Origin of the sequence: Streptomyces sp. NPDC079141 (genome assembly GCF_040686775.1) — a bacterium.
Classification (GTDB): Bacteria; Actinomycetota; Actinomycetes; order Streptomycetales; family Streptomycetaceae; genus Streptomyces.
This window is the reverse complement of the sequence record NZ_JBFBLP010000001.1, coordinates 346,267-368,113: the sequence shown is the minus strand read 5'-3', so window position 1 is coordinate 368,113 and position 21,847 is coordinate 346,267. Positions and strand designations below refer to the sequence as shown.

Annotated in this window: 24 protein-coding genes; 11 read left to right on the top strand and 13 right to left on the bottom strand. The window is 71.0% G+C overall.

The features are described from left to right. Positions 1–57: 57 nt before the first annotated feature. On the top strand, positions 58–972 hold the full coding sequence (locus tag AB0Q90_RS01775) for an SDR family oxidoreductase (RefSeq protein WP_363164665.1): 915 nt from the start codon (positions 58–60) through the stop codon (positions 970–972). Here AB0Q90_RS01775 and AB0Q90_RS01770 read toward each other — a convergent pair. Next, on the bottom strand, positions 963–1,511 hold the full coding sequence (locus AB0Q90_RS01770) for a hypothetical protein (RefSeq protein ID WP_363164664.1): 549 nt from the start codon (positions 1,509–1,511) through the stop codon (positions 963–965). The genes AB0Q90_RS01775 and AB0Q90_RS01770 overlap by 10 nt on opposite strands. A 50-nt stretch (positions 1,512–1,561) precedes the next feature. On the opposite strand from AB0Q90_RS01770, the gene AB0Q90_RS01765 reads away from it, so the two are divergent. After that, the gene (locus tag AB0Q90_RS01765) at positions 1,562–2,359 is read left to right on the top strand and encodes an SDR family NAD(P)-dependent oxidoreductase (protein ID WP_363164662.1); all 798 of its coding nucleotides are present in this window, start codon (positions 1,562–1,564) and stop codon (positions 2,357–2,359) included. Here AB0Q90_RS01765 and AB0Q90_RS01760 read toward each other — a convergent pair. Further along, on the bottom strand, positions 2,342–3,733 hold the full coding sequence (locus AB0Q90_RS01760; RefSeq protein ID WP_363164661.1) for a pyridoxal-dependent decarboxylase: 1,392 nt from the start codon (positions 3,731–3,733) through the stop codon (positions 2,342–2,344). The two genes, AB0Q90_RS01765 and AB0Q90_RS01760, sit on opposite strands and share 18 nt — an antisense overlap. A 157-nt stretch (positions 3,734–3,890) precedes the next feature. Here AB0Q90_RS01760 and AB0Q90_RS01755 point away from each other — a divergent pair, with 157 nt between their 5' ends. Next, positions 3,891–4,589 carry a L,D-transpeptidase gene (locus tag AB0Q90_RS01755; protein WP_363164660.1) on the top strand — a complete coding sequence of 233 codons (699 nt, stop codon included), beginning with the start codon at positions 3,891–3,893 and terminating at the stop codon, positions 4,587–4,589. A 32-nt stretch (positions 4,590–4,621) separates the two neighbouring features. On the opposite strand, the gene AB0Q90_RS01750 is transcribed toward AB0Q90_RS01755, so the two are convergent. From AB0Q90_RS01750 to AB0Q90_RS01735, 4 genes are read right to left on the bottom strand one after another with little or no spacing between them, the layout of a single operon-like run. After that, positions 4,622–5,821, bottom strand: coding sequence for a Gfo/Idh/MocA family oxidoreductase (locus AB0Q90_RS01750; RefSeq protein WP_363164659.1), 1,200 nt, complete (start codon positions 5,819–5,821; stop codon positions 4,622–4,624). 14 nt (positions 5,822–5,835) lie between these two features. Next, entirely contained in the window at positions 5,836–7,179 is a 1,344-nt protein-coding gene (locus tag AB0Q90_RS01745; protein ID WP_363164658.1) for a sugar ABC transporter substrate-binding protein, read from the bottom strand. 10 nt (positions 7,180–7,189) lie between these two features. After that, a complete protein-coding gene (locus AB0Q90_RS01740; RefSeq protein ID WP_363164657.1) occupies positions 7,190–8,110 on the bottom strand; it encodes a carbohydrate ABC transporter permease in 921 nt (306 codons plus the stop codon). A gap of 18 nt (positions 8,111–8,128) precedes the next feature. Then, positions 8,129–9,094, bottom strand: coding sequence for a sugar ABC transporter permease (locus tag AB0Q90_RS01735; protein WP_363164656.1), 966 nt, complete (start codon positions 9,092–9,094; stop codon positions 8,129–8,131). A gap of 161 nt (positions 9,095–9,255) precedes the next feature. Between AB0Q90_RS01735 and AB0Q90_RS01730 the strand changes: the two genes are divergently transcribed. Next, complete coding sequence (locus AB0Q90_RS01730; protein ID WP_363164655.1) at positions 9,256–10,416, top strand: ROK family transcriptional regulator; 1,161 nt, start codon at positions 9,256–9,258, stop codon at positions 10,414–10,416. Between the two features lie 111 nt (positions 10,417–10,527). Next, the gene (locus AB0Q90_RS01725) at positions 10,528–10,713 is read left to right on the top strand and encodes a hypothetical protein (protein ID WP_363164654.1); all 186 of its coding nucleotides are present in this window, start codon (positions 10,528–10,530) and stop codon (positions 10,711–10,713) included. Between the two features lie 123 nt (positions 10,714–10,836). Here the strand turns inward: AB0Q90_RS01725 and AB0Q90_RS01720 are convergent, their stop codons facing one another. From AB0Q90_RS01720 to AB0Q90_RS01705, 4 genes are all read right to left on the bottom strand, one after another. Further along, positions 10,837–12,219 (bottom strand): S1 family peptidase, encoded by a 1,383-nt coding sequence (locus AB0Q90_RS01720; protein WP_363164653.1) that lies wholly within the window; start codon positions 12,217–12,219, stop codon positions 10,837–10,839. 108 nt (positions 12,220–12,327) lie between these two features. Further along, positions 12,328–13,086 carry a DUF899 family protein gene (locus AB0Q90_RS01715; RefSeq protein WP_363164652.1) on the bottom strand — a complete coding sequence of 253 codons (759 nt, stop codon included), beginning with the start codon at positions 13,084–13,086 and terminating at the stop codon, positions 12,328–12,330. 52 nt (positions 13,087–13,138) lie between these two features. Next, positions 13,139–13,969 (bottom strand): SAM-dependent methyltransferase, encoded by an 831-nt coding sequence (locus AB0Q90_RS01710; RefSeq protein WP_363164651.1) that lies wholly within the window; start codon positions 13,967–13,969, stop codon positions 13,139–13,141. Between the two features lie 45 nt (positions 13,970–14,014). Beyond that, a complete protein-coding gene (locus tag AB0Q90_RS01705) occupies positions 14,015–15,016 on the bottom strand; it encodes a DUF3800 domain-containing protein (RefSeq protein WP_363164650.1) in 1,002 nt (333 codons plus the stop codon). A gap of 79 nt (positions 15,017–15,095) precedes the next feature. Here AB0Q90_RS01705 and AB0Q90_RS01700 point away from each other — a divergent pair, with 79 nt between their 5' ends. Then, positions 15,096–15,479, top strand: a complete 384-nt coding sequence (locus AB0Q90_RS01700) for a PPOX class F420-dependent oxidoreductase (RefSeq protein WP_363164649.1) — start codon at positions 15,096–15,098, stop codon at positions 15,477–15,479. Positions 15,480–15,509: 30 nt separating this feature from the next. Here AB0Q90_RS01700 and AB0Q90_RS01695 read toward each other — a convergent pair whose 3' ends face one another. Together AB0Q90_RS01695 and AB0Q90_RS01690 are read right to left on the bottom strand one after the other, a co-directional pair. Then, positions 15,510–15,941 carry a zinc ribbon domain-containing protein gene (locus AB0Q90_RS01695; RefSeq protein ID WP_363164738.1) on the bottom strand — a complete coding sequence of 144 codons (432 nt, stop codon included), beginning with the start codon at positions 15,939–15,941 and terminating at the stop codon, positions 15,510–15,512. Between the two features lie 136 nt (positions 15,942–16,077). Then, complete coding sequence (locus AB0Q90_RS01690; protein WP_363164648.1) at positions 16,078–16,821, bottom strand: TetR family transcriptional regulator; 744 nt, start codon at positions 16,819–16,821, stop codon at positions 16,078–16,080. A gap of 110 nt (positions 16,822–16,931) precedes the next feature. Here AB0Q90_RS01690 and AB0Q90_RS01685 point away from each other — a divergent pair, with 110 nt between their 5' ends. After that, positions 16,932–17,558 (top strand): DUF6629 family protein, encoded by a 627-nt coding sequence (locus AB0Q90_RS01685; protein WP_363164647.1) that lies wholly within the window; start codon positions 16,932–16,934, stop codon positions 17,556–17,558. A 57-nt stretch (positions 17,559–17,615) separates the two neighbouring features. Here the strand turns inward: AB0Q90_RS01685 and AB0Q90_RS01680 are convergent, their stop codons facing one another. After that, positions 17,616–17,783, bottom strand: a complete 168-nt coding sequence (locus tag AB0Q90_RS01680; protein WP_363164742.1) for a hypothetical protein — start codon at positions 17,781–17,783, stop codon at positions 17,616–17,618. 194 nt (positions 17,784–17,977) lie between these two features. Here AB0Q90_RS01680 and AB0Q90_RS01675 point away from each other — a divergent pair, with 194 nt between their 5' ends. The 4 genes from AB0Q90_RS01675 (at position 17,978) to AB0Q90_RS01660 (ending at position 21,688) form a co-directional block, all read left to right on the top strand. Next, positions 17,978–18,583 carry a hemerythrin domain-containing protein gene (locus AB0Q90_RS01675; protein ID WP_363164646.1) on the top strand — a complete coding sequence of 202 codons (606 nt, stop codon included), beginning with the start codon at positions 17,978–17,980 and terminating at the stop codon, positions 18,581–18,583. A gap of 61 nt (positions 18,584–18,644) precedes the next feature. Continuing rightward, a complete protein-coding gene (locus tag AB0Q90_RS01670) occupies positions 18,645–19,058 on the top strand; it encodes an SseB family protein (protein WP_363164645.1) in 414 nt (137 codons plus the stop codon). 103 nt (positions 19,059–19,161) lie between these two features. After that, positions 19,162–20,253 (top strand): substrate-binding domain-containing protein, encoded by a 1,092-nt coding sequence (locus AB0Q90_RS01665; RefSeq protein WP_363164644.1) that lies wholly within the window; start codon positions 19,162–19,164, stop codon positions 20,251–20,253. A 124-nt stretch (positions 20,254–20,377) separates the two neighbouring features. Further along, positions 20,378–21,688 carry a sugar ABC transporter substrate-binding protein gene (locus AB0Q90_RS01660; protein ID WP_363164643.1) on the top strand — a complete coding sequence of 437 codons (1,311 nt, stop codon included), beginning with the start codon at positions 20,378–20,380 and terminating at the stop codon, positions 21,686–21,688. Positions 21,689–21,847 lie beyond the last annotated feature (159 nt).

The following is a 21,847-nucleotide window of genomic DNA, read 5'->3' as shown; positions in this document are numbered from 1 at the left end:
GTTTACCGGGGACGGTGGAACCACCAAGCCGACACACGGAAACCCGGAAGGCCGGACATGTCACAGCCACTCAAGGACAAGGTCGCACTCGTCGCCGGAGCGACCCGGGGAGCGGGACGCGGCATCGCCGTGGAACTCGGCGCGGCCGGCGCCACCGTCTACGTCACCGGCCGCTCCACCCGCGCCCGGCGCTCCGAGTACGACCGCCCCGAGACCGTCGAGGACACCGCCGACCTCGTCACCGGGGCCGGCGGCCACGGCATCGCCGTACCCACCGACCATCTCGACCCCGACCGGGTCCGCGCCCTCGTCGACCGCATCGCCGACGAACACGGCCGCCTCGACGTCCTCGTCAACGACGTCTGGGGCGGCGAGAAGCTCTTCGCCTTTGACGCCCCGATCTGGGAGCACGACCTCGACGACGGCCTCAGACTGCTCCGGCTCGCCGTCGAGACGCACGCCATCACCAGCCACCACGCGCTGCCCCTGCTCCTGCGCCGGCCCGGCGGCCTGCTGGTCGAGATGACCGACGGCACCGCCGACTACAACCGCGACCGCTACCGCAACTCCTTCTTCTACGACCTCGCCAAGGCGTCCGTCCTGCGCATGGCCTTCTCCCTCGGCCATGAACTCGGCCCGCGCGGCGCGACTGCCGTCGCGCTCACCCCGGGCTGGATGCGCTCGGAGATGATGCTCGACGCGTTCGGCGTACGCGAGGACAACTGGCGCGACGCCCTCACCGACGTCCCCCACTTCGCCATCTCGGAGACCCCGCGCTACGTCGGCCGGGCCGTCGCCGCCCTGGCCGCCGACCCCGACGTGGCCCGCTTCAACGGCGGGTCCCTCTCCAGCGGCGGCCTGGCCCAGGAGTACGGGTTCACCGACCTCGACGGCAGCCGGCCGGACGCCTGGCGCTACCTCGTCGAGGTCGCGGACGCGGGGAAGCCGGCCGACGCCAGCGGCTACCGCTGAGGCGACGCCGGGTCCGTCACCGGCAGCCGCCAGCGTGCCGAGTGTCCCGGCGGCAGACCCAGGTCCTCCCGCACCGCCGTGTAGTAGCCCTCGCGCCCGGCGCGCTGCCGTGCCAGCAGCGCCTGCCAGCCCTCCGGGTCGCACCTGCCCTCGCGCACGAACCGCTCCATCTCCATCACCGTCACGACCCAGGCCCGCGCCTGGTCCACCACCGCGACGCTGCCCAGCATGAGCAGCGCCTCACCCGAGGGGTCCCGTCCGTTGTTGGCCTCGGCCAGCAACGGCTTGGCCTCGTCGAGCGCGAGCGGGTCCGGGTGCGTGCCGCTGCCCAGTTCGGCAGCGATCCGGTACGTCACCGTGACGGTCTTCTTCACCGACCGCGCATAGTCGGCGTACACCGCGAGCCGCCGCTCCTCCCAACGCGCCTCCTGTTCCCGGTGGAACCGCGCCCGGTCACTGCGCACCAGCGCCAGGTAGGAGCCGAGCGCGCCGATCACGACGCCCATCAGGGCGGGCAGTTGCTGGAGGAACACAGACATGGGTGCACGGTATCTGCCGCGTTGATCTCCGCGGCACTACCGTGCTGCTCATGACGGACACAACGCGCTTCGAGGGGTACGGAGTTCTCGTCACCGGCGCGGCCCGGGGCATCGGCGCGGCCACCGCCCGAAGGCTCGCCGAGGAGGGCGCCCGGGTGCTGGTGACGGACGTGGACGAGGCCGAGGCGCAGAAGACCGCGGGCACACTGCGCGAACAGGGCCTCACCGCCCAGGCGTTCGGCTGCGACGTGGGCGACCGGGCGTCCGTCGAGGCGGCCGTCGCCCACGCCGTCACCGTCTTCGGCTCCCTGGACGTGCTCGTCAACAACGCCTACGGCTGCACCCCCGACGTCCCGCTCTTCGAGGACGAGCCCGACGAGGTGTGGGCGCGCGACCTCGACCTCACCCTGACCAGCGCCTACCGCTGCTGCCGCGCCGCCCTCCCGCACCTGGTCGCCTCCGGCCGCGGTGCCGTCGTCACCATCGGCTCGGTCAACGGCCTCCAGGGCTTCGGCAACCACGCCTACAGCGCCGCCAAGGCCGGCCTCGGCTCCCTCACCCGCACCCTCGCCGGGCACGCCGCGGCCCGGGGAGTCCGCGTCAACCTCGTGGCACCGGGCACCGTGCGCACCACCGCCTGGGAGGGCCGCGAAGAGCAACTCGCCACGCTCGGCCCGGTCTACCCGCTGGGCCGGGTCGGCGAACCCGAGGACATCGCCGCCGCCGTCGCCTTCCTCGCCTCCCGCGACGCGTCCTGGATCACCGGCACCACCCTGGTCGTCGACGGCGGCATCACCTCGGTCAACACGGCCTTCACACTGGCCGCCGCCTCACCGGACCAGAGCTGACGCGAGCGCATCGGCCACCCGCCGCACATCGGCCTCGGTCGTACGCCAGTTGCTGAACGCCGCCCGCAGCGCCGGCACACCGGCGTACACGGTCGGCGTCAGGTATGCCTCGCCGGACGCGGCGACGGCCCGCGCCAGCGCTTCGACCCGCTCCCGCGTCGGCTCCTCGGCCAGGGTGAAGCAGACGACGTTCAGGCGGACCGGCGCCAGCAGCCGCAGCCCGTCCAGTGCGGCGATGCGGTCACCGAGGTCGCGGGCGAGTGCGACGTTCCGCTCGACGATCTCCCGGTGCCCGGCCCGGCCGTACGCCACGAGGGAGAACCACGCCGGCAGGGCCCGCAGCCGGCGGGAGCTCTCCGGTGTGAGGTGCAGGAAGTCGGGGTTGCCGGTGGGGAGCCCGATGTACGGCGAGGCGTTGTGGAAGACGTTCACCTGAAGGTCCTGACGGCGGGTGAACTGGACGGCCGCGTCGTAGGGCACGTTGAGCCACTTGTGCAGGTCGACGCAGACCGAGTCGGCCGCGTCCAGTCCGTCGACGAGATGCGCGTACGTGGGGGAGAGGGCGGCGAAGGCACCGAAGGCGGCATCGACGTGGAGCCAGAAGTCGTAAGTCTCCTTCAGCGCTGCGACGGCCCGCAGGTCGTCGTAGTCCACGGTGTTCACGGTGCCGGCGTTGGCGACGACGATCGCCGGACGGCCCTTGAGTGCGGCGAGGGCGTCGGCGAGCCGGTCGACGTCGACGGCCTCGCGGTTGCCGGGCAGCAGCGGCACGGCGCGCAGCCGTTCCCGGCCGATGCCGAGCACGGCCAGTGCCTTGCGGACGGTGGAGTGGGCGCTGCCGGAGAGCACGTCGACGGGGCCGAGGGCCGCGACCCCGTCCCGGGCCACCGAGACACCGGCACGCTCGCCGAGCCATTCCCGGGCAACGGCGAGCCCCACGGTGTTCGACGCGGTCGCACCGGTCACGAACGCCCCGCTGTGCGCCTCGCTCAGCCCGAACAGCTCCCGCAGCCAGGCCACCGTCTGCCGCTCCAGCGCCGTCGCCCAGGAGTCGGTGGCGTTGATCACGTTCTGGTCGTAGGCGGCCGTCATCCAGTCCCCGGCAAGCGCGGCCGGGGTCGTGCCGCCCGTGACGAAGCCCAGATAGCGCGGACCGGCCGAGCCGGAGAAGCCCGGCGCCCACCGCTCGGCGAACCGTTCCAGCGCCCCCTGCGCACCGGCACCCTCGCCCGGCAGGCCCTCGTCCCCGGGCGCCGGGTCGAGACGGACGACCGGGCGGTCGTCCAGCCCGGCCAGCTCGCCCACGGCGAAGTCGTACGCGGATCGGAGCAGTTCGGGCAGCCGGGACAGGTCGTCGGCGAGCGTGCGGTCCATGAGCGGCAGCGTAAGCGGCCACGACGGCCCCACGCGCGGTCCGGCAGGGGGAAATTTCACCGTTTCGTCACAGACCGCACCGCCCTACAACCCCCACCCCCGCACACCGGTCTAGCTCGCAGAAGACCACCCCACCACGCAACGGAAGGGCCCGGCCATGGGGGACATACGCAGACGGCGCGCCGTCGCACTCGGCATCACCGCAGGACTGGTCGCACCGCTCGGTCTCGCGCTCGGCGCCGCGCCGGCGCAGGCCGCGACCTGTACGACGCAGACCGGGCCGTACCAGAAGAAAGTGGAGAAGTTCCTGGGCCTGCCGGTGGACGGCAGGCAGTCGCCCAGCGACTGCAAGGCCATCCAGGCCTTCCAGACCAAGCACGGCATCTCCCCGAACATCGGCTACGCCGGCCCCGTCACCTGGGGCGTGATGGACCTGATGCTGAAGCAGCGGGCCGTTGGGAACAACCCCAACAAGGACGGCAAGTGCCCGGTGAACAAGGGCCGCATCGCCTGCGTCAACCTCACCCTCCAGCTCAGCTGGATCCAGGACGGCGAACGGCTCGTCTACGGCCCGGTCCCGGTCCGCACCGGCCGCGACGGCTACGAGACCCGCACCGGCCTGAAGAAGATCTACTGGCGGAACATCGACCACGTCTCGTCCATCTACGACGTGCCCATGCCCTACGCCCAGTTCTTCGACGGCGGCCAGGCCTTCCACTCCGTCGGCCTCAGCATGTGGAACCCGCCGGGCTCCCACGGCTGCGTCAACATGACGAAGACGACCGCCAAGAAGTACTGGTCGCTGCTGAAGAAGGGCGACGACGTCTTCGTGTACGGCCGCAAGCCGGGCACCTGATCGGACACGGGCACCCGGCCTACGGCGAAACGTCACGCCGGAGCGTCACCGAAGTCCGGGATCTCCAGCCTCGCCCCGCCCTGCCGCGCCGACTCGTGCGCGATGATGCCCGGCAGGGTGTAACGGGCGGCGACCCAGGCGTTCACGGACGGCAGGGTGCGGGTGTTGACCGCGGTCACGAAGTCGTCCACCAGGAAGTGGTGGCTGCCCTCGTGCCCGTTGTGCAGGTGGTCGAACTCCCGTGGCAGGCGGGCGCGGTCGTGCACCGGGGCCGAGCCGGAGGTGAACGCGGCCCGCAGGTCCGGCGCGATGTGCTGGAGCGAGGGGTCGTCGGGGGACATGGTGGGCTTGGGTTCCAGCAGCTCGCTGATGTCCTTCACGCCGTTCTTGTCCTGCCACAGGGCCACCGTGGCGAGCTGCTCCATGCTCGCCTCCGTGCCGAAGAAGCGGAAGCGGGATTCGCGGATGTGGGAGGGGTAGCCCACCCGCCGGAACTCGTTCGTGCGGAACGACCCGCCGCCCGCCACCTCGAAGAGTGCGGTGGCATTGGAGACGTCGTTGTCGAACTGGCTGACCGACCGGTCGAAGACACCGTCGCCCCGCTCGTCCACCACGCCGAGCGCCGACACGCTCACCGCGTGCGTCTGCCAGGCGCCCAGCACCCCGCCCACCGAGTGCGTCGGGTAGAGCAGCGGGGGATAGCTGGCGGTGGCCTTCCAGTTCTCGCCGCCGCTGTACTGATACGCCTCGTAGAACCCCAGATCCATGTCGTGGACGTAGTCGCCCTCCGCGTAGAAGATCCGCCCGAAGGCGCCCTCGGCGATCTGGTTGCGGGCGTGGACGGTGGCCGGGTTGTACTGGCTGGTCTCGCCCATCATGTATGTCAGTCCGGTCGCCTTGACCGCGTCGATGATGGCCGCGATCTCCTCGGTGGCGATGGCCATGGGGACCGCGGAGTAGACATGCTTGCCGGCGCTCAGGCCCTTCAGGACCAGCGGGCCGTGGGTCCAGCGCTGGGTGAAGATCGCGACCGCGTCGACGGCCGGTGACTCCAGCATGGCTTCGTAGGAGGGGAAGGTGCCCGACAGGCCTTCGGCGGCGGCGAGTTGCTCGGCTCGCTCCGGCAGGAGGTCGGTGACGTAGACGTCGCGGACACCGGGGTGCGCCAGGAACAGCCGGGCGAACTGGCCGGAGAACTGGCCGGCTCCGACGATGCCGAGGGAGAACGTCATGAAGTAAGTGCCTTTCACTGGCCGAGGATGAAGTTGATCTGGTCGTTGGTCCTGGTCAGGTCGCTCACCGGGGCGCCGTTGGCGAAGACGTCCTGCATCGCCGGGCGCATCAGGGCGTACACGTCCGCCGCGTAGTCGGTGACGGGGAAGGAGAAGGTGGTGAAGTCCTTCTTGTCGGCGACCGGTTCGGTGAACGCGGACACGTCGATACCCTTCTTCTCGTACGCGGCGACGGCGGCCCGGGTGCCCTCCGGGGTCGCGGGGAAGACGATGCCGTAGCCGCCGACGGTCCTCTGGCACTCGTCCGAGGCCAGGTACCGCACCCATTTCTTCGCGCCCTCCTTGTTGCGGGCGTTCTTGGTGACGGAGTCGGCGAGGCCGTTCATCATGGTGGCGCGCTTGCCCGTCGGGCCGGCCGGGGTGACGGCGGTGCCGACCTTCAGGCCCTTGGTGCCGTAGTAGGTGGAGATCATCCAGGCGCCGTCGAGGGAGGTCGCCGCCTTGCCGGAGGCGAGTTGGGCGTTGGCCGGGTTGGCGCCGTCGGTGTAGTCGGTGAAGGGGACGAGGTAGCCCTTGTCCGCCAGGCCGAAGTACCAGTCGATGACGGACTGGAAGGTCTTGCTGCCGTACTGGTACTCGGAGCCCCAGCGGGCCTTGTCCGTGTAGTGCCAGCCGGCCGAGGCGGTGAACGGGCTCCAGGTGGTCTGTCCGTCGCTGTCGCCCGCGCCGCCGGTGGCCAGCCCGTACACCTTGACGTTGTTCTTGTCGAAGCCTTCCTCGTCGCCGCGCTTGCCGTTCTTGTCGATCGTGAGGTGCGCGATGGCCTTCTCGAAGGTGCCGCCGTCCTTCGGGTTCCAGGACAGGCCGTTGAGTTCGGCGGCGGTCAGCCCGGCCTCCTTGACCATCTTGTCGTTGTAGAAGAGGGCGACGGTGTCCCAGTCCTTCGGGGCGCCGTAGCGATGGCCGTCCTGGCCGCTCCAGTTGGCGGCCAGGCCCGGCTGGTAGGCGGAGTCGTCGATGCCCAGGTCGTCCAGCGGCTCCAGCACCTTCAGATCGGCGAACTGGCCGAACTTCTGGATGTGGTCGGTGAAGACGTCCGGCTCGGTGCCCGCGATGAAGCTCGCGGTGAGCTTGGTCCAGTAGTCCGCCCAGCCCATCTGAGTGATCTTCACCTTCAGGCCCGGGTTCTGCTGCTCGAAGTCCTTGGCGCAGGCCTGGTAGGCGGGCAGCTGGTTGGCGTCCCACAGCCAGTACGTCACCGTGTTCGCCCCCGATCCCGCCGCGCTGCCCTGCGCGCATCCGGACACCAGGGACAGGGCGAGCGCCCCGGCCAGCGCCGTGACGGTACGAATTCGCATGCCAGTCCCCTTACTTGATGCCCGTGAAGCTGATGGTGCTGACGATGCGGCGCGCGAAGAATCCGAAGAGCACGAGCATCGGGAGAGCGGCGATGAGCGTGGCCGCCATCAGGCCGGACCAGTCGTAGCCGCTCTGCGGGGTCTGCGCCCGGAAGATGGCCAGCGCCACGGTGAGCACGCGCGAGCTGTCGCTGTAGGACACCATCAGCGGCCAGAAGTAGTCGTTCCAGGAGGTGATGTACGTCAGCACGCCCAGCGTGAGGACGGGGGTGGACGCCATCGGCAGCATGACCCGGAAGAAGATCCGGACCTTCCCGGCCCCGTCGAGCAGGGCCGCCTCCTCGACCTCGCGGGGCACGTTCATGAAGAACTGCCGCAGGAAGAACACCGCGAATGGCGTCATGAACATCGTCGGCAGGGCCACGCCCAACAGGGAGTCGACCAGGCCGAGTTCCTTGATGAGCACGAAGTTCGGCAGCAGGGTGAAGATGGTCGGCACCATCAGCCCGGCCAGGAACAGCGCGAACAGCTGGTCCCGGCCGCGCCAGCGCAGCCGGGCGAAGGCGTACGCCGCCATGGCGGAGAAGAAGATCTGGCAGACGGTGATCAGAGTGGACACGATGACCGAATTGATCAGATAGCGCCAGAACTTCAGCCCGCCGCCCGCTCCGCCCTGGGCGATCGCCTCCTCGGTGGACTGCAGGCCCAGGGCCCGTTCGAATCCGCCGGTCGTCAGGTCCACGGGCAGCGGGTCGCCGGGATGGGCGGCGAGCGCGGCGTTGGAGGACAGCGCGGTGCGCAGGATCCAGTAGAAGGGCAGCAGGGTCACGATCACGATCGCGGCCATCACCGCCCAGGCCAGCACCCGGCCGGGGGAGAGTCTCCGGCGCTGGGCGGGCCGTATCTTCGTGGTCGCCGTCACGGTGGCCATGTCGGTCGCTCCCTTCCGTCAGCCGAGGTCGGTCCGGCCGGCCCGGGTGAGCCGGTACTGGAGGAATGTGATCGCGCTGAGCACCACGAGCAGGGCCACGGACATCGCGGAGGCGTAGCCGAACTGGAAGCGGCCGAAGGCGGCGCCGTAGATGTAGTACTGGAGCACGTTGGTGGCGTTGGCCGGTCCGCCGGCGGTCGTCACCGCGACCGTGTCGAACACCTGGAACGAACCGATCACCGTCATGATCAGAACGACCGCGAGGACCGGCCGCAGCAGCGGCAGCGTGATCCGCCAGAACATCCGCCACTCGCTCGCGCCGTCCACCTTCGCGGCCTCGTACATGTCGTTCGGGATCGCCTGGAGCCCCGCGAACAACAGCAGGGCGGTGTAGCCGACATGACGCCACACATTGATCAGCGCGATCGTCGGGATCGCCCAGGTCTCGTCCGCGAGGAACGGGATGCGGTCGAAGCCGAGCCCGGCCACGATCTCGTTGCCGATGCCGAGCTGGGTGTCCAGGATCCAGAGCCAGACGATGCCCGCGACGACGTTCGACATCAGATACGGGGTGAGCACGACGCCGCGCAGCACCGCCGACTGCGTCAGCCGCTGGAGCAGTACGGCGATGGCGAGCGCCGAGACGGTCTGGACGCCGATGTTGATGAGGACGTACTCGACGGTGACCGTCAACGAGTCCCAGAAGATGGGGTCGTGGACCATCCGTACGTAGTTGTCCAGGCCCACCCACTCGGCCGGCGTGAGCAGGTTGAAGCGGGTGAAGCTCAGGTACACGCCCCGCAGTGTCGGCCAGAGCAGGAAGACCGCGAAGCCCAGCACGGCCGGCGCGAGGAACACGGCCGCCAGCCGTCCGTCCCCGCGCATCTCCCCGTGTTTCGCCCGGCCCGTGTCCGGCGTGATCCGTGCCCCCTCGGCGCCGCCGAGCGGCAGACGCGACGGAGGGCTGCTGGAGGCGATGGTCATCGGGAGACTCCCTCGTCTGCGGCGGCTCGTTCTCGGCACTTACTTTTGAGGCGAAAGAATCAGGGCGTCAAGAGGCGTGCGCAGATCTTTTCTCGGGCAGGTTCGACCGCATACAGTGACCATGTTGTTTTTGCTACAAAAAAATTCCGGGGGTTGGAACGATGACCGCAGCAGTCGCCAGCTGGCTTCCGCTGAGCGCCGGTGAGCGCTCGGTGGCGATCGAGGTGCTCGTCGGCGGCCCCCTGTCGCGCACCGAGCTCGCCCGGCGCCTGAACCTGTCGGCCGGCAGCCTCACCCGGCTGACCAAACCGCTCATCGAATCGGGCCTGCTCGTCGAGGTCCCCGAGGCGGGCGGCCCGACCGAGGTGCGCCAGGGCCGCCCCTCCCAGCCCCTCGACGTCGTCGCCGAATCCCGCTCCTTCATCGGCTTCAAGGTCACCGACGACATGGTCTACGGCGTCGTCACCACCCTGCGCAGCGAGATCGTCGCCCGTCTCGACCACCCGCTCACCACGCACGACCCCGCCGAGGTCGCCGACCTGCTGGCCACGATGACGCGCCGGCTCGCGGACGACTTCCCCCGGCTCGCCGGTATCGGCATCGGCGTCGGCGGCCGGGTCCAGGACCGTTCGGTCGTGGCGGAGTCGCCGTTCCTGCACTGGCGCGACATCCCGCTGGCCGCGCTGGTGGAGGAGCGCACCGGCCTGCCCGTGGTCGTCGAGAACGACGTCGCGGCCTTCACCGAGGCCGAGACCTGGTTCGGCTCCGGACACGGCCTTGACCGCTTCGTGGTCCTCACCATCGGCGCCGGCCTCGGCTACAGCCTGGTCCTGGGCGGCAAGCGGGTGCCCTGCGACGAGGAGGACCGCGGCTTCGGCCGGCACTGGATCATCGACCCGCACGGCCCGCTCACCCCGGACGGCGAACGCGGCAGCGCCGTGTCCCTGCTCACCATCCCCAACATCCGCTACCAGGTGCAGGCCGCCACCGGCCGCGAGCGGACGTACGAGGAGATCCTCCGGCTCGCCGCCGCGGGTGAGCCCGTGCCCGCCCGCGTCGTGCGGGAGGCGGCGCGCGCCCTCGGCGTCCTGGTCGCGCAGATCGCCAACTTCGCCATGCCGCAGCGGATCCTGCTCGCCGGTGAGGGGGTCGGGCTGATGGACGTCGCCGGCGAGACCGTGGCCGGGACGATCCGCGGGCACCGCCATCCGCTGGCCGCCCCGATCGACCTGGAGACCCGGGTGTCCGACTTTCACGACTGGGCGCGCGGTGCCGCCGTCCTGGCGATCCAGGTCCTGGTGCTGGGGGCGGCCGAAGCCTGAGGCGGGCGGCGGATCTTGAGCGGCCCACCATGATCGGAAGTGATCAGCAACACGGTCCGAAATGTCCGCATTGCTCGTGATTACTCACGCGGCCTTCACCTCCGGCGCCGTATGCTTCACAGCATGTCCACCAGTGTTGAACCCGTTTCCGATCGATCGGCTGACGAGGTCAACGAGGAGATCCGGGCCCTGTGGCGCCGGGCAGGCGGGACACTGAGCGTCGAGGAGCGCGAGGAGTACCAACGACTCGTCCTGGAGTGGGCCGCAGCGGCCCCGCAGCCGGTGAACGCGGCCTGACGCTCCCTGGGAGCCGCCGACCTCGAAGACCGCGACCCACGGGCACCCTTCTTTGAACGGGTGCCCTTTTTCATGCGCCGGTGCGTGCCGTTATCCCCGGGCGGCCTCACCCCCGGCGCCGCCTCACCCCCACGTCGCCGAGTAGTACCGCTGATAGGCCTTGCGGTCCTGCTCCGCGCGGATGAACCGGGTCGCCACCAGCGCGACCAGACTGCCCGCGATCACCAGCAGACCCGGGCCGATGTTCCTGGGGTCGGCGAGCCGGGACAGCAGCTGCGACCCGTCCGCCACCCCCGTGACCGGAGCCGACGACCCGGGCGAGGCCGCACCCGGCGCGATCGCGCTCTGCGTGGCCGACGCGGAAGGTGTCGGCGCAGGCGCCGCGCTCTGCTGCCCCGCACCCTGCTGCGCGGCCCCGATCAACTGCACCCCCAGGTCGGCCAGCGCCTTCGTCACCGGCTGGAAGAACGTCGTACCGCCCGAGGCGCAGTCCCCGCTGCCGCCCGACGTCACCCCGAGTGCGATCCCCTCGGAGAACAACGGGCCGCCGCTGTCCCCGGGTTCGGCGCACACGTTCGTCTCGATCAGGCCGGTCACCGTGCCCTCGGGGTAGTTCACCGTCGCGTTCAGCGCCGTCACCGTGCCGTCGCGCAGCCCGGTCGTGCTGCCGCTGCGGAACACCCGCTGGCCGACCGACGGATCGCCCGCACCGGTGATCCGCACCCCCTGGCCGTTGCCGATCGCCACCACGTCGGCACCGTCACCGGCGTCGCCGCTCGCGTACTGCACCAGGGAGAAGTCCCCGCCGGGGAAGCTCTGCTCGACGGTCTGGCCCACCTGCTGCCTGCCCCGGGCGTCGGCGAACCAGACCGAACCGGTCGGCCCGCAGTGCCCGGCGGTCAGGATGAACTCGCGCTGTCCGTCGGTCACGTTGAAGCCCGCCGAACAGCGTCCGGCGGTCGACAGGATCGACTGGGCGCCGTTCAACCGGGTGGTGAACGTCCCCTCGGTGCGCTCCATCCGTACGAAGCCGCCGATGCCGTCCGCGACCTGCGTCAGCCGCGACCAGTCGGCGGACGAGACGGTGCTGTCGCCGCGCACCACCACCTCGTTGGACCGGTAGTCCAGCGCCCAGGCCGTGCCGGGCACCCGGGGCGCGGAAGCGAGCGTCGAGGTGGCCGACCTGAGGTCGTCCATGCTGTGCGGCACCGTCTTCGGCTCGCCGCCCGCGCGCCGTACGCGCTCGGCCGCCCCCTCGTCGGTGACCGCGACGACCGGCCGGCCGTCGGCGCCGATCCAGCTGCCCGCCGTACGGGAGGTGCCGAGCCGGGCCACGAGACCGGCGCCCGTGTTCCCGGCCGACCGCACCGAAGCGCCGGGCACGGCGGAGCCGTCGCCCGGTTCGCTCGCCACGGCGTGCGTGACCATCACCCCGCCGAGCAGCAGTCCGCCGACGGCCGCCAGTCGTGTCACTCGCCGGACGACCCGTCGTCGTGCGTGCCTCATGCATGGCTCCCGAACCCGAACAGCACGGTGACAACACCGCGGGGCCCTCCCGGAGTTGAGCGCCCGACCTTCATACGTGGCCGGGCGCGCACCCGTTCACCGCAGGTTTCAGGAACAGCAGCCGGAGCCGGTCGTGCCGGGTTGTCCGCCGTGCAGGTCGTCGTCGTGCCCGGCGGCGATCCGTGCCCACTGCGCGGTTGGCCGGCCGTCCTTGCGGAACTGCCGGCCGTTCGGCTCGTAGGGCTGCGGCCGGCCGGGCGGGGAGTCCTCCCAGGTCTCCTGCCGCCCGTGGACGGTCATGTCGAGGATGCCGTAGGACGGCGCCATGGGTTCCACACCGCGGCCGGTGGTCCAGTACGTCTCGAAGACGCGGTCCCCGTCGCGGAGATAGCAGGCCTTCATCCCGAAGTGGCGCCCGGCGACGAGCCGTTCGTGCGACTCGGCGGGTACCGAGTACCAGGGCAGGTCCCAGCCCATGAAACGGCGGTAGCGGTCGGACTCCTCGTAGGGGCCCTGGCAGAGGACGGCGAAGGTGACGTCACGCTGGTGCAGATAGGACAGTTCGCGGACCTGGCCGGTGAAGAAGGTGCAGCCCTCGCACTGGTCGGCGGCGGTGCGGCCGTCGTGCCACATGTGGTACGACGCGAACAGCTGGGTGCGGCCCTCGAAGACGTCGATCAGGGGGACGTGCCCCTTGCCCGAGACGAGCGGGGCCTGCGGGTCGACCTCGGTCATGGGCAGTCGGCGCCGGGCGGCGGCGATCGCGTCGCCCTCACGGGTGTGCGCCTTCTCCCGGACGCGCAAGGTGTCTATGGAGGCCAGCCACTCCCGGCGGGAGACGACCGGCGGCCTGTTGAGATCAGTCATGGCCGTACTGACCGGTCCGCTTGCCGAAAATCATCGGTGCAGCCGTCGCGGGTCAGTTCTTGCGGCCCACCCCGCCGTACAGCGCCACCTCCGCCGGCTCGCCCCCGTCCGTCCCCTCGGGGCGCCAGCGCGAGCACGAGACCACGCCCGGCTCCAGCAGTTCGAGCCCGTCGAAGAAGCGGGCCACGGCCTCGGGGGTGCGCTGGTGCAGGTGCGGTGTGCCGTGCGCGTTCCAGAACCGTACGGCCTCGTCGACGTCCGGCATCGCCGGGCTGGTCACCGTGTGGGACAGGGCGAGATGACTGCCGGACGGCAGCCGGTCCATGAGCCGGCGCACGATCCCGTACGGGTCCTCGTCGTCGCCGATGAAGATGACCACCCCGAGCAGCAGCAGCCCCACCGGGCGGGTCAGGTCGAGGGTGTCGGCGGCGCGTTCGAGGATGGCCTCGACATTGCGCAGGTCCTCGTCGAGATGGTCGGTGCGACCCTCGGGGGAGCTGGTGAGCAGAGCCCGGGCGTGGGCCAGGACGAGCGGGTCGTTGTCGACGTAGACGATCCGGCACTCGGGGACCAGCCGCTGTGCGACCTCGTGCGTGTTGTCCGCGGTGGGCAGCCCGGTCCCTATGTCCAGGAACTGCCGGATGCCGGTCTCCTCGACGAGGTGCCGCACCGCCCGGCCGAGGAAGAGCCGGTCGGCTCGGGCGTATGCGTCGATGGCCGGATGCAGTTCACGGATCCGGTCGCCGGCGACCCGGTCCACCTCGTAGTAGTCCCCGCCGCCCAGCCAGTAGTTCCAGATCCGGGCGGTGTGCGGCCGCAGGGTGTCGATACGGGTGCTCAGCGCCGCGGCGCCGTTCTGTGCGGCCGGGGGGTTCTCCCTCACGGGACGGCTCCTGCGGGGGTGCTGGGGCAGTTGTCAACGCGCAATCTAGACGGAGATGTTGATGATTGCCGAGGGGTCGGCGCAATCCGGTTCGCCCGGCCCGATCAGCGCCCAGCTCGTCTCGTCGCCCCACACCGACGCGGGATCCACGTACGGGCGCAGGAGTGCGGTCAGGGCCGGGTCGCCGTGTCCGTTCAGCTCGTCGGAGGCGATCTTGCGGGCGATCCCGGCGAGGAAGTCGGCGAGCTGGATGCGGGGGTCGAGCACCGAGTGGACCAGCCGTACACCGTCGAGGCGGATCCCGGCCAGGCGGGCCTGCTCCTCGATCCAGGCGATCCGGTCCTCCGTCAGCATGTTCTGCCGGTCGTGGACGAGCCGGACCCGCGCCCCGCCCGCGCTCCAGTGCGCCGCGGTGCTGACGATGGCGGGCAGCAGCGGGTTGAGGACCGGGATCAGGGGCGGGCCGTTAAGGAGCCGGGTCCGGTAGGCATCCGCGCGGGAGCGGGCCGCCGCGAGCCGCTGAAGGACCTCGCCCGCCTCACCCGGCACCTCCGCGGCGCCCAGGGCCCTGACGGTACGGAAGAACGTGTCGACGGGCGCGCCGCCGTTGCGCACCCGCAGCAGCTGGTTGGCCGCCGTCAGGAACTCCCGCCAGCGCTCCTGCCCGAACAGCTCCCGCCCCCGCCGGTACAGCTCCAGCGCGCCTGTCCGCTCGTCGAGCAGCAGCTCCACCGCCCGGTCCAGGACGAAGTACGCCTTCTCCGTCAGGTGCACCTGGGCGGTGCCGTGGATCGGCCCGGCCGGCGCCAGCAGCCACTCCAGGACGGCCCGGTGCTTCTCGCGCAGCAGATGGTTCGCCTTGTACTCCGTGGCCGGGGACCGGATCCGGTCGCGGATCTCCTGCACGTAGGCGGCCGCCACCGGCACCGGCAGCCGCACACTGGCGTGCGCGAACACGTCCGTGTTCCCACCGGTGAGGTTCTCGCCGTCGGAGCCCGACTCGTCGCAGGCGACCTCGACCAGCCTGCCCGTCGCCGCTTCGCTCACCGCACAGCCCCCTGTCGTGTGCCCCAGCTCCAGCATCCCCCACCGGGCCCCCGACGGTCGCCTGCTTAAACTGCGGCCCATGAACGACATGCCGCTGGAGCGGCTCGGCACCGGCCAGTACCTGCTGATCACCAGCTACCGCAGGAACGGCACCGCGGTGGCCACACCGGTGTGGGTCGTGCGCGACGGGGACGCCCTGGGTGTGTGGACCGTCGCCGACTCCTGGAAGGTCAAGCGCATCAGGGCGCGCGCCGACGTCCTCGTCGGCCCCTGCGACCTGCGCGGCAGGCCCACCGGCGACCAGATCCCCGCCACCGCGGAGATCTGCGACCGGGACACCAGCGCCCGCTACCGGCGGCTCATCGCCCGCAAGTACGGCATCGTCGGCCGCCTCTCGCTCCTCGGCAGCCGACTGCGCCGGGGCGTGAACGGCACGGTCGGCATCCGCGTGACCCTCACCTGAGCACGGGGCGGGCCGGCCACGCGGGCCGGCTCAGGTCCAGGCGCGGTAGGGCTCGTCGACCAGCTGGAACACCGGCTCGCCGCGGATCGCGTCCTTGGCCTGGGACAGCCGCACCCGGTCCCCGCTGTGGATGCCGATCGGCGGGCCCATGACCCGGCCGCGCACCACGAACCCCTCGGCCATCTCGACCAGCGACACATTGCGCGCGGCAGGGGTGTTGCGGTGCACCACCGTGGAGTGGCGGACCGTACCGGTGCCCTCGCTGCGCTCCGTGCGCAGGTCGCTGCCCTGGCAGACCGGACACAGCAGACGGTGGTACATGGCCGTGCCGCACCAGGTGCAGCGCTGGAAGAGCATGGCCTCCGGTCCGGAGGCCACACCGACGGCCGGAGCCGTGCCGTCGAGGACGCCGAGCGCGGAGCCGGCTGTCTGGCGAGCAACGCTTCCTGAGTGGTGGTACACGCTGGTCAACTCCCTGCGCTCGGCCGGAATCCCACGTACGCGGGTCGCCCGCGCACGCACGTGCCCGGTCGCCGTGCCACCGTGCACACCGCCAGCGTATGGCACTGAGTGCCACTCGTAAAGGCACTCCGTACCCTCAATCTCGATCGCGGCCGAGGGTGGTCTCGATCTCCTGGACGACCCGCCACAGGGGCGCACCCCGGCGCGACACCACGACCACCACATCGTCGGGCTGCTCGTCGACGCGCGGCGGGGCAGCGGCACCGAAGGCGGACTGCACATACCCCAGGGCATGGTCCACGGTCGCCGTCGCGTCGCCCCGGCCGTCCGAACGCAGCCAGGAGCGCAACGCGTTGTTGTGCGCCGCCACCACGGCGGCCGCGATCACGTCCGCGTGCAGCGTCCCGTCGCGCCGGCCGGCGAACCGGGCGCGCAGATACTCGGCCAGCGCCCGCTCGTAGCGCCACACCACCGACAGCTCGTACGCGCGCAGGCCCGGCACCCGCTTGGTGAGGCGGTAGCGCTGCACGGAGAAGGCCGGGTTCTCCGCGTACATGCGCAGCACCAGCCGGGCGGCGTCGCACACCCGGCGCACCGGCTCGTCGCTCTCGTCGTCGCCGGAGGCGAGGAAGGCCGTCATGTCGGCCAGGCACCGCTCGTGGTCGGGGAAGACCACGTCCTCCTTCGACGGGAAGTACCGGAAGAACGAACGCCGGCCCACCCCGGCCAGCGCCACGATGTCGTCCACCGTGGTCTCCTCGTACCCCCGCTCCACGAACAGCTGGAAGGCCGCCGCGACCAGCGCCTCCCGCATGGGCGGCCGCGCGGCCGCCGCCTGCGCCTTCTCGCCGCGGCGGGGCGCCGCACTGCTGGAGCTCATGGACCGGAACGTAGCACCAGACCGGCCCCCGATGGCACTCAGTGCAGCGGTTCAGGGGAACTGAGTGCAATGGGGTGGAGGCAGCCTCGGCCGTCTGATGAGGTGGAGCCATGTGCTGGAGCGCGGAGGCCGATCTCGTGGCGGGCGTCGGCATCACAGCCGTCGGTGTGGCCTGCGTGGCGCGGGCATCGCGCGTCCGCGACCTTCCCCTGGCCGCCCTGCCGTTGCTGCTGGGCGGCCATCAGCTGGTGGAGGCGGCGGTCTGGGCCTCCGACGGCGGCACGGGCCCCGCCACTCTCCTCTGGGCGGTCATCGCGCTCCCGCTGCTGCCGCTGTATGTGCCGGCCGCCGTGCTGTGCGCCGCGCCGCCGCCCGCCCGGCGCCGGCTCGCCCTACCGCTCGCCGTCGGGGCCGGCACCGCCGCCGTGCTCGCCCACGCCCTCGCCACGCATCCGGTGCGCGCCGAGATCCGCGGCCACACGGTCGGATACGTCGTCGACCTGCCGCACGCCGACCTGGTGATCACCGGCTATCTCGTCGCCACGATCGGCTCGCTGCTCCTCTCCGGCGACCGCCGACTGTCGACACTGGGCCTCCTCACGGCCGTGGGCGCGGTGATCTGCGTGGCGCTGTGGCGCACGGAGTTCGTCTCGACGTGGTGCGCGTTCGCGGCCGTGTGCTCGGTGGTCCTGTACGGCTGGGCGCGGACTGGGCCGCGTCGGTTCGTCGGCGTGTAGGCGTGCAGCGGGCGGGTGTGCGGGGTGGTGGTTCGGTACGGCCGGGGGCCGGCCGCGTCAGGATTCGCTGTCGGGCTCCTCGGCTTCGGATGTGTCGTCGTCGCGTTCGCCCTCGGCCTGGGAGGGCGTCGTGTACTCCACGGGCGGCTGATCGGTGGTGCCGGGCTCGTCGTCCCGCTCGCCCTCCGCCTGCGACGGGGTGTGGTGGCTCATCATGCGCGTCATGGCCGTCCCTCCTTCTCGGACGAGCGCAGGACCGGGTACCCGCCGCGCGGCTGGGCGACACGCATGCGGGAGGCCGCTGTGGGCGGCTGCCGTGTGGTCCGACGCGAACCGCGGGCGGGATTGGACTACGGTGAAGAGGTCCGGTCAGCAACGCTCCATGCCCTCCTCCGACGCAGGAAAGCGGGGACGACGCCATGGCGGACGAGACCGACGCCCTGACGGAACTCGCCGAGGACCAACGGCAACTTGAGGACATATTCCGGCAGATCGAGCTCGCCACTGCATGGGACGAGGCGCTCAGGCGCCACACGGACCAGGCCACGATCGAGCTGGTACGGCACTACGTCTCGCAGGAGGAGTTCCTGTATCCGTCCCTCGTCGAACATCCGGGCCCGGCCTGTTACCTCGTGGATCACGGCACAGACCGCCTCATGGACGGATCCGACCTCGTGAAATCGGCGACCGAGGACCACGCGCGGGCCGAGGACCTGATGAGGGAGCTCGCGAGCGCCGACGTGGAGTCCGCCGAGTTCGCCGACCTGGCCGAGCGGCTCCTGCACACGTTCCGGACACAGACCCGGGACGAACGGACTCTGCTCTTCCCCTACGTGCGCGAGGTTGTTCCGGAGCCCCTCCTCGTCGAACTCGGATTCCGGATGCGCCGGGTGAAATCCATCGTGCCGACGCGCCCGTACCCCACCGCGCCCGGTGTTCCCCCGACGAGCAGACTGCTGTTTCCCGGGCCCGGACTGGTCGACCGCGTGCGGGCCGTGCTGTCGGGCTGGAGCCACACCTTCTGACACATGAGTGCCCGGCATACGGGTACTCGCCGGGGGCACCGACACGGCGACGGGACTGACCATGACCGACCCCCACTTCGACAGCGACGCCTTCGCGGTCCAGCAGGCCCTGCGCACGGTCGTCGAGAACGGCGCCGACGAAGCGGCGCTGAGCACGCTGGCCGAGAGCGAGGTGCTCGTCCTCGCGGCGACCGACGGCGAGGGGCCGGGGCCCATGGCCCTCACCCTCCCCGTGTTCGAGCAGGAGGACGGCACCGAACTGGTGCCGGTCTTCACCACCCGCGAACGCCTCGAACACGCACTGCCCCTGATGCACCGCGTCCGCCACCGCAGCGTGCTCCTCGGCGAGCTCGCCCACGGCTGGCCCTCCGAGAACCTGTCCCTGGTCATCGATGCCGGCACCCCGGAGCAACTGGCCCTGACGGCGCACGGCGTGAAGGCGCTGCTGGACCGGCGGCACACGGGCGAGGAGTGAGGCACCCGAAAGCCCTCACGATCGTATTGATCGCAAACGATCGATACGATGGAAGGCGTAGAGTGACAGCACTTCGGGATCACGCCACGCCCCAGGGGGAACCATGCGACTGCACGTCGACCAGCGCCACGAGCGGGTGCTCGAACTCGTCCGTGAACGGCGCAGCATCCGGGTCGCCGAACTCGCCGCGGAACTCGGGGTGTCCGCCGTGACCCTGCGGCGCGATGTGGAGGCCCTCGCCGCACAGGGACGCGTGCAGCGGCTGCACGGCGCCGTGGTCTGGCCGGGCGACACCGCCCCGCAGCCGCGCGAGCGGCCGGAGAGCGGCGACGGCGCGGTGATCGGAATGATCGTGCCGACCACCAACTACATCTTCGCCGACATCGTCCGTGGCGCCCGGGAGACCGTCGCGGCCCAGGGCGGCCGCCTCGTCCTCGGGGTGTCCGGATACGTCGATGCCGAGGACTCCGTGCAGGCCGAACACCTCATCGCCGGCGGCGCCGAGGGACTGATCGTCGCGCCCAGCTGGTTCGGCGGCGTCCCCGAGGACGGGCAGGAGAAGTGGCTCCTGGAGCACGACGTGCCCGCCGTCCTGGTCGAACGCTCCGCCCCGCCCGGCAACCCCGCCGCGGCCCTGGACCGGGTCCGCACCGACCGCGCCCACGGCGCCGCCGTCGCCGTCGGCCACTTCGCCTCCCTCGGCCACCGCAAGGTCACCGCCGTGCTCCAGGAAGGCCCGCACGCCACGCAGATCTCCGCCGGATTCCGCTCCGCCGTCCAGGCCCTCGGGCTCGACGCCGACGTGGACGCGCCGGCCGTGCGCGAACACGGCGACTACGAGGCGAGCGTCGACCACCTGGTCGAGGCCGTGCACAAACGCGGGGTCACCGCCGCGCTCGTGCACAGCGACGAGGACGCGATCGTGCTCGTGCCGCGCCTGCAGGCCGCCGGTGTCCGGGTGCCCGACGACCTGGCCCTCATCGCCTACGACGACGAGGTCGCCGGCCTCTCCGACGTGCCGCTCACCGCCGTCGCCCCGCCCAAGCGATCGGTCGGCGAACTCGCCGCCAAGCTGCTGCTCCAGCGGCTCGCCGAGCGGCGCGACGGGCAGCAGCCCGGCCCCCGTCAACACATCGACCTGCTCCCGGTGTTGAGGATCCGCTCGTCCTGCGGCGGCGAAGCGATCGCTGAATGATCGTTGCGTTCGTTGTGCGATCGTTTTGATTGTCTTGGTCGAACGCTCTTGACGTCGATCGTGTGTGCGCAAAAGATGTCCTCCGACCGCCTCTTCCCGTACGAGGTCTCGTAGGAGACGTGCAATGACGCGCACTTCACGTTCGTTCCGCAGCGCCACCACCATCGCCGCCGTCGCCGCTCTCGGCCTGATCGCCACCGCCTGCGGCGGCGACGGCGACTCGACCGGCACCGCCGCCGACGGCAAGCCGGTCAAGCTCAGCTACTGGACCTGGACCCTCGGGGCCAAGTCGACCGTGGAGGCGTTCAACAAGACGCACCAGGACATCAAGGTCGAGCTCACCGAGATACCCAGCGGCACCGAGGGCTACAGCAAGCTCGCCAACGCCGTGAAGGCGGGCAACGCGCCCGACGTGGCCACGATCGAGTACCAGATGGTCCCCGAGTTCGCCAGCCAGGGCAATCTGATCGACTTGACCGAGTACGCCGGTGAAACGGTCAAGACGAAGTTCCCGCAGCCCATCCAGGACCTCGTGACCTTCGGCGGCAAGACCTGGACCGTCCCGTACGACGCGGCGCCGCAGCTGTACTACTACCGCACCGACCTGTTCAAGAAGTACGGCATCGAAGTCCCCACCACCTGGGACGAGTTCAAGGCCGCCGCTGAGAAGGTCAAGAAGCAGGACGGCAGCGTCCGGCTCGCCTCCATGCCGAAGAACGACCCCGCGCTGCTGGCCGCCCTGTCCTGGCAGGCCGGCGCCAAGTGGTTCAGCACCGAGGGCGACGCCTGGAAGCCCGCCGTGAACGACGCCGCCACCCAGAAGGTCACCACCTACTGGGACGGCCTGATCGAGGACGACCTCGTGCAGTCCTACACCGGCTACAGCCCCGAGGAGACCAAGGCCCGCACCTCCGGCAAGACCCTCTCCTTCCTCGGCGCCACCTGGTCCGCGGGCGGCATGAAGACCGCCATGCCCGACCTCGCCGGCAAGTGGGCCGCCGCCCCCGTGCCGCACTGGGGCTCCGCCGCCAGCGGCAACTACGGCGGCACCTCCTACGGCGTCCTCAAGGGCAGCGAACACGCCGAGGCCGCCGCCGAGTTCATCACCTGGCTCACCACGGACAAGGCCGGCGTCGAGGCCCGCCTCGCCGACCTTGAGTCGCCCAGCAGCGCCCTGCCCGCCAGCCCCGCGATGCGCGAAGTGGCCGCCGCGAAGTTCGACACCGCCTACCTGAACGACCAGGACCTCTACGCGCTCGCCTCCGAGCAGGTCGACACCATCGTGCCCGGCTGGACCTGGGGCCCGAACCAGTTGGACGTCTACACCGCCGTCCAGGACGAGACCGCCAAGTCCGACTTCACCCAGGGCGTCGAGGCCGGCCAGCACAAGGCCGAGTCGGGCATCACCGAGCGGGGACTGAAGCTCGCGCAGTAACCCTGCACTGAGCGCAGTCCGAGGCCCGCGCAGTGCCCCTGCACCGAGCGCGGACCGCAGCCCGTGACTCACCTCTGTGCCGACCGCACACCAGCCGCGCGCCCCGCACTCCACGGCCGGCCCGCCGGGACGACCCGCTCGCCCCGGCGGCCCCGCGCC

Excerpts from the sequence above, each read along its gene's own strand:
- AB0Q90_RS01775 (WP_363164665.1), top strand. The coding sequence starts at position 58 with ATGTCACAGCCACTCAAGGACAAGGTCGCACTCGTCGCCGGAGCGACC.
- AB0Q90_RS01770 (WP_363164664.1), bottom strand. The coding sequence starts at position 1,511 with ATGTCTGTGTTCCTCCAGCAACTGCCCGCCCTGATGGGCGTCGTGATC.
- AB0Q90_RS01765 (WP_363164662.1), top strand. The coding sequence starts at position 1,562 with ATGACGGACACAACGCGCTTCGAGGGGTACGGAGTTCTCGTCACCGGC.
- AB0Q90_RS01760 (WP_363164661.1), bottom strand. The coding sequence starts at position 3,733 with ATGGACCGCACGCTCGCCGACGACCTGTCCCGGCTGCCCGAACTGCTC.
- AB0Q90_RS01755 (WP_363164660.1), top strand. The coding sequence starts at position 3,891 with ATGGGGGACATACGCAGACGGCGCGCCGTCGCACTCGGCATCACCGCA.
- AB0Q90_RS01750 (WP_363164659.1), bottom strand. The coding sequence starts at position 5,821 with ATGACGTTCTCCCTCGGCATCGTCGGAGCCGGCCAGTTCTCCGGCCAG.
- AB0Q90_RS01745 (WP_363164658.1), bottom strand. The coding sequence starts at position 7,179 with ATGCGAATTCGTACCGTCACGGCGCTGGCCGGGGCGCTCGCCCTGTCC.
- AB0Q90_RS01740 (WP_363164657.1), bottom strand. The coding sequence starts at position 8,110 with ATGGCCACCGTGACGGCGACCACGAAGATACGGCCCGCCCAGCGCCGG.
- AB0Q90_RS01735 (WP_363164656.1), bottom strand. The coding sequence starts at position 9,094 with ATGACCATCGCCTCCAGCAGCCCTCCGTCGCGTCTGCCGCTCGGCGGC.
- AB0Q90_RS01730 (WP_363164655.1), top strand. The coding sequence starts at position 9,256 with ATGACCGCAGCAGTCGCCAGCTGGCTTCCGCTGAGCGCCGGTGAGCGC.
- AB0Q90_RS01725 (WP_363164654.1), top strand. The coding sequence starts at position 10,528 with ATGCTTCACAGCATGTCCACCAGTGTTGAACCCGTTTCCGATCGATCG.
- AB0Q90_RS01720 (WP_363164653.1), bottom strand. The coding sequence starts at position 12,219 with ATGAGGCACGCACGACGACGGGTCGTCCGGCGAGTGACACGACTGGCG.
- AB0Q90_RS01715 (WP_363164652.1), bottom strand. The coding sequence starts at position 13,086 with ATGACTGATCTCAACAGGCCGCCGGTCGTCTCCCGCCGGGAGTGGCTG.
- AB0Q90_RS01700 (WP_363164649.1), top strand. The coding sequence starts at position 15,096 with ATGAACGACATGCCGCTGGAGCGGCTCGGCACCGGCCAGTACCTGCTG.
- AB0Q90_RS01690 (WP_363164648.1), bottom strand. The coding sequence starts at position 16,821 with ATGAGCTCCAGCAGTGCGGCGCCCCGCCGCGGCGAGAAGGCGCAGGCG.
- AB0Q90_RS01685 (WP_363164647.1), top strand. The coding sequence starts at position 16,932 with ATGTGCTGGAGCGCGGAGGCCGATCTCGTGGCGGGCGTCGGCATCACA.
- AB0Q90_RS01680 (WP_363164742.1), bottom strand. The coding sequence starts at position 17,783 with ATGACGCGCATGATGAGCCACCACACCCCGTCGCAGGCGGAGGGCGAG.
- AB0Q90_RS01675 (WP_363164646.1), top strand. The coding sequence starts at position 17,978 with ATGGCGGACGAGACCGACGCCCTGACGGAACTCGCCGAGGACCAACGG.
- AB0Q90_RS01670 (WP_363164645.1), top strand. The coding sequence starts at position 18,645 with ATGACCGACCCCCACTTCGACAGCGACGCCTTCGCGGTCCAGCAGGCC.
- AB0Q90_RS01665 (WP_363164644.1), top strand. The coding sequence starts at position 19,162 with ATGCGACTGCACGTCGACCAGCGCCACGAGCGGGTGCTCGAACTCGTC.
- AB0Q90_RS01660 (WP_363164643.1), top strand. The coding sequence starts at position 20,378 with ATGACGCGCACTTCACGTTCGTTCCGCAGCGCCACCACCATCGCCGCC.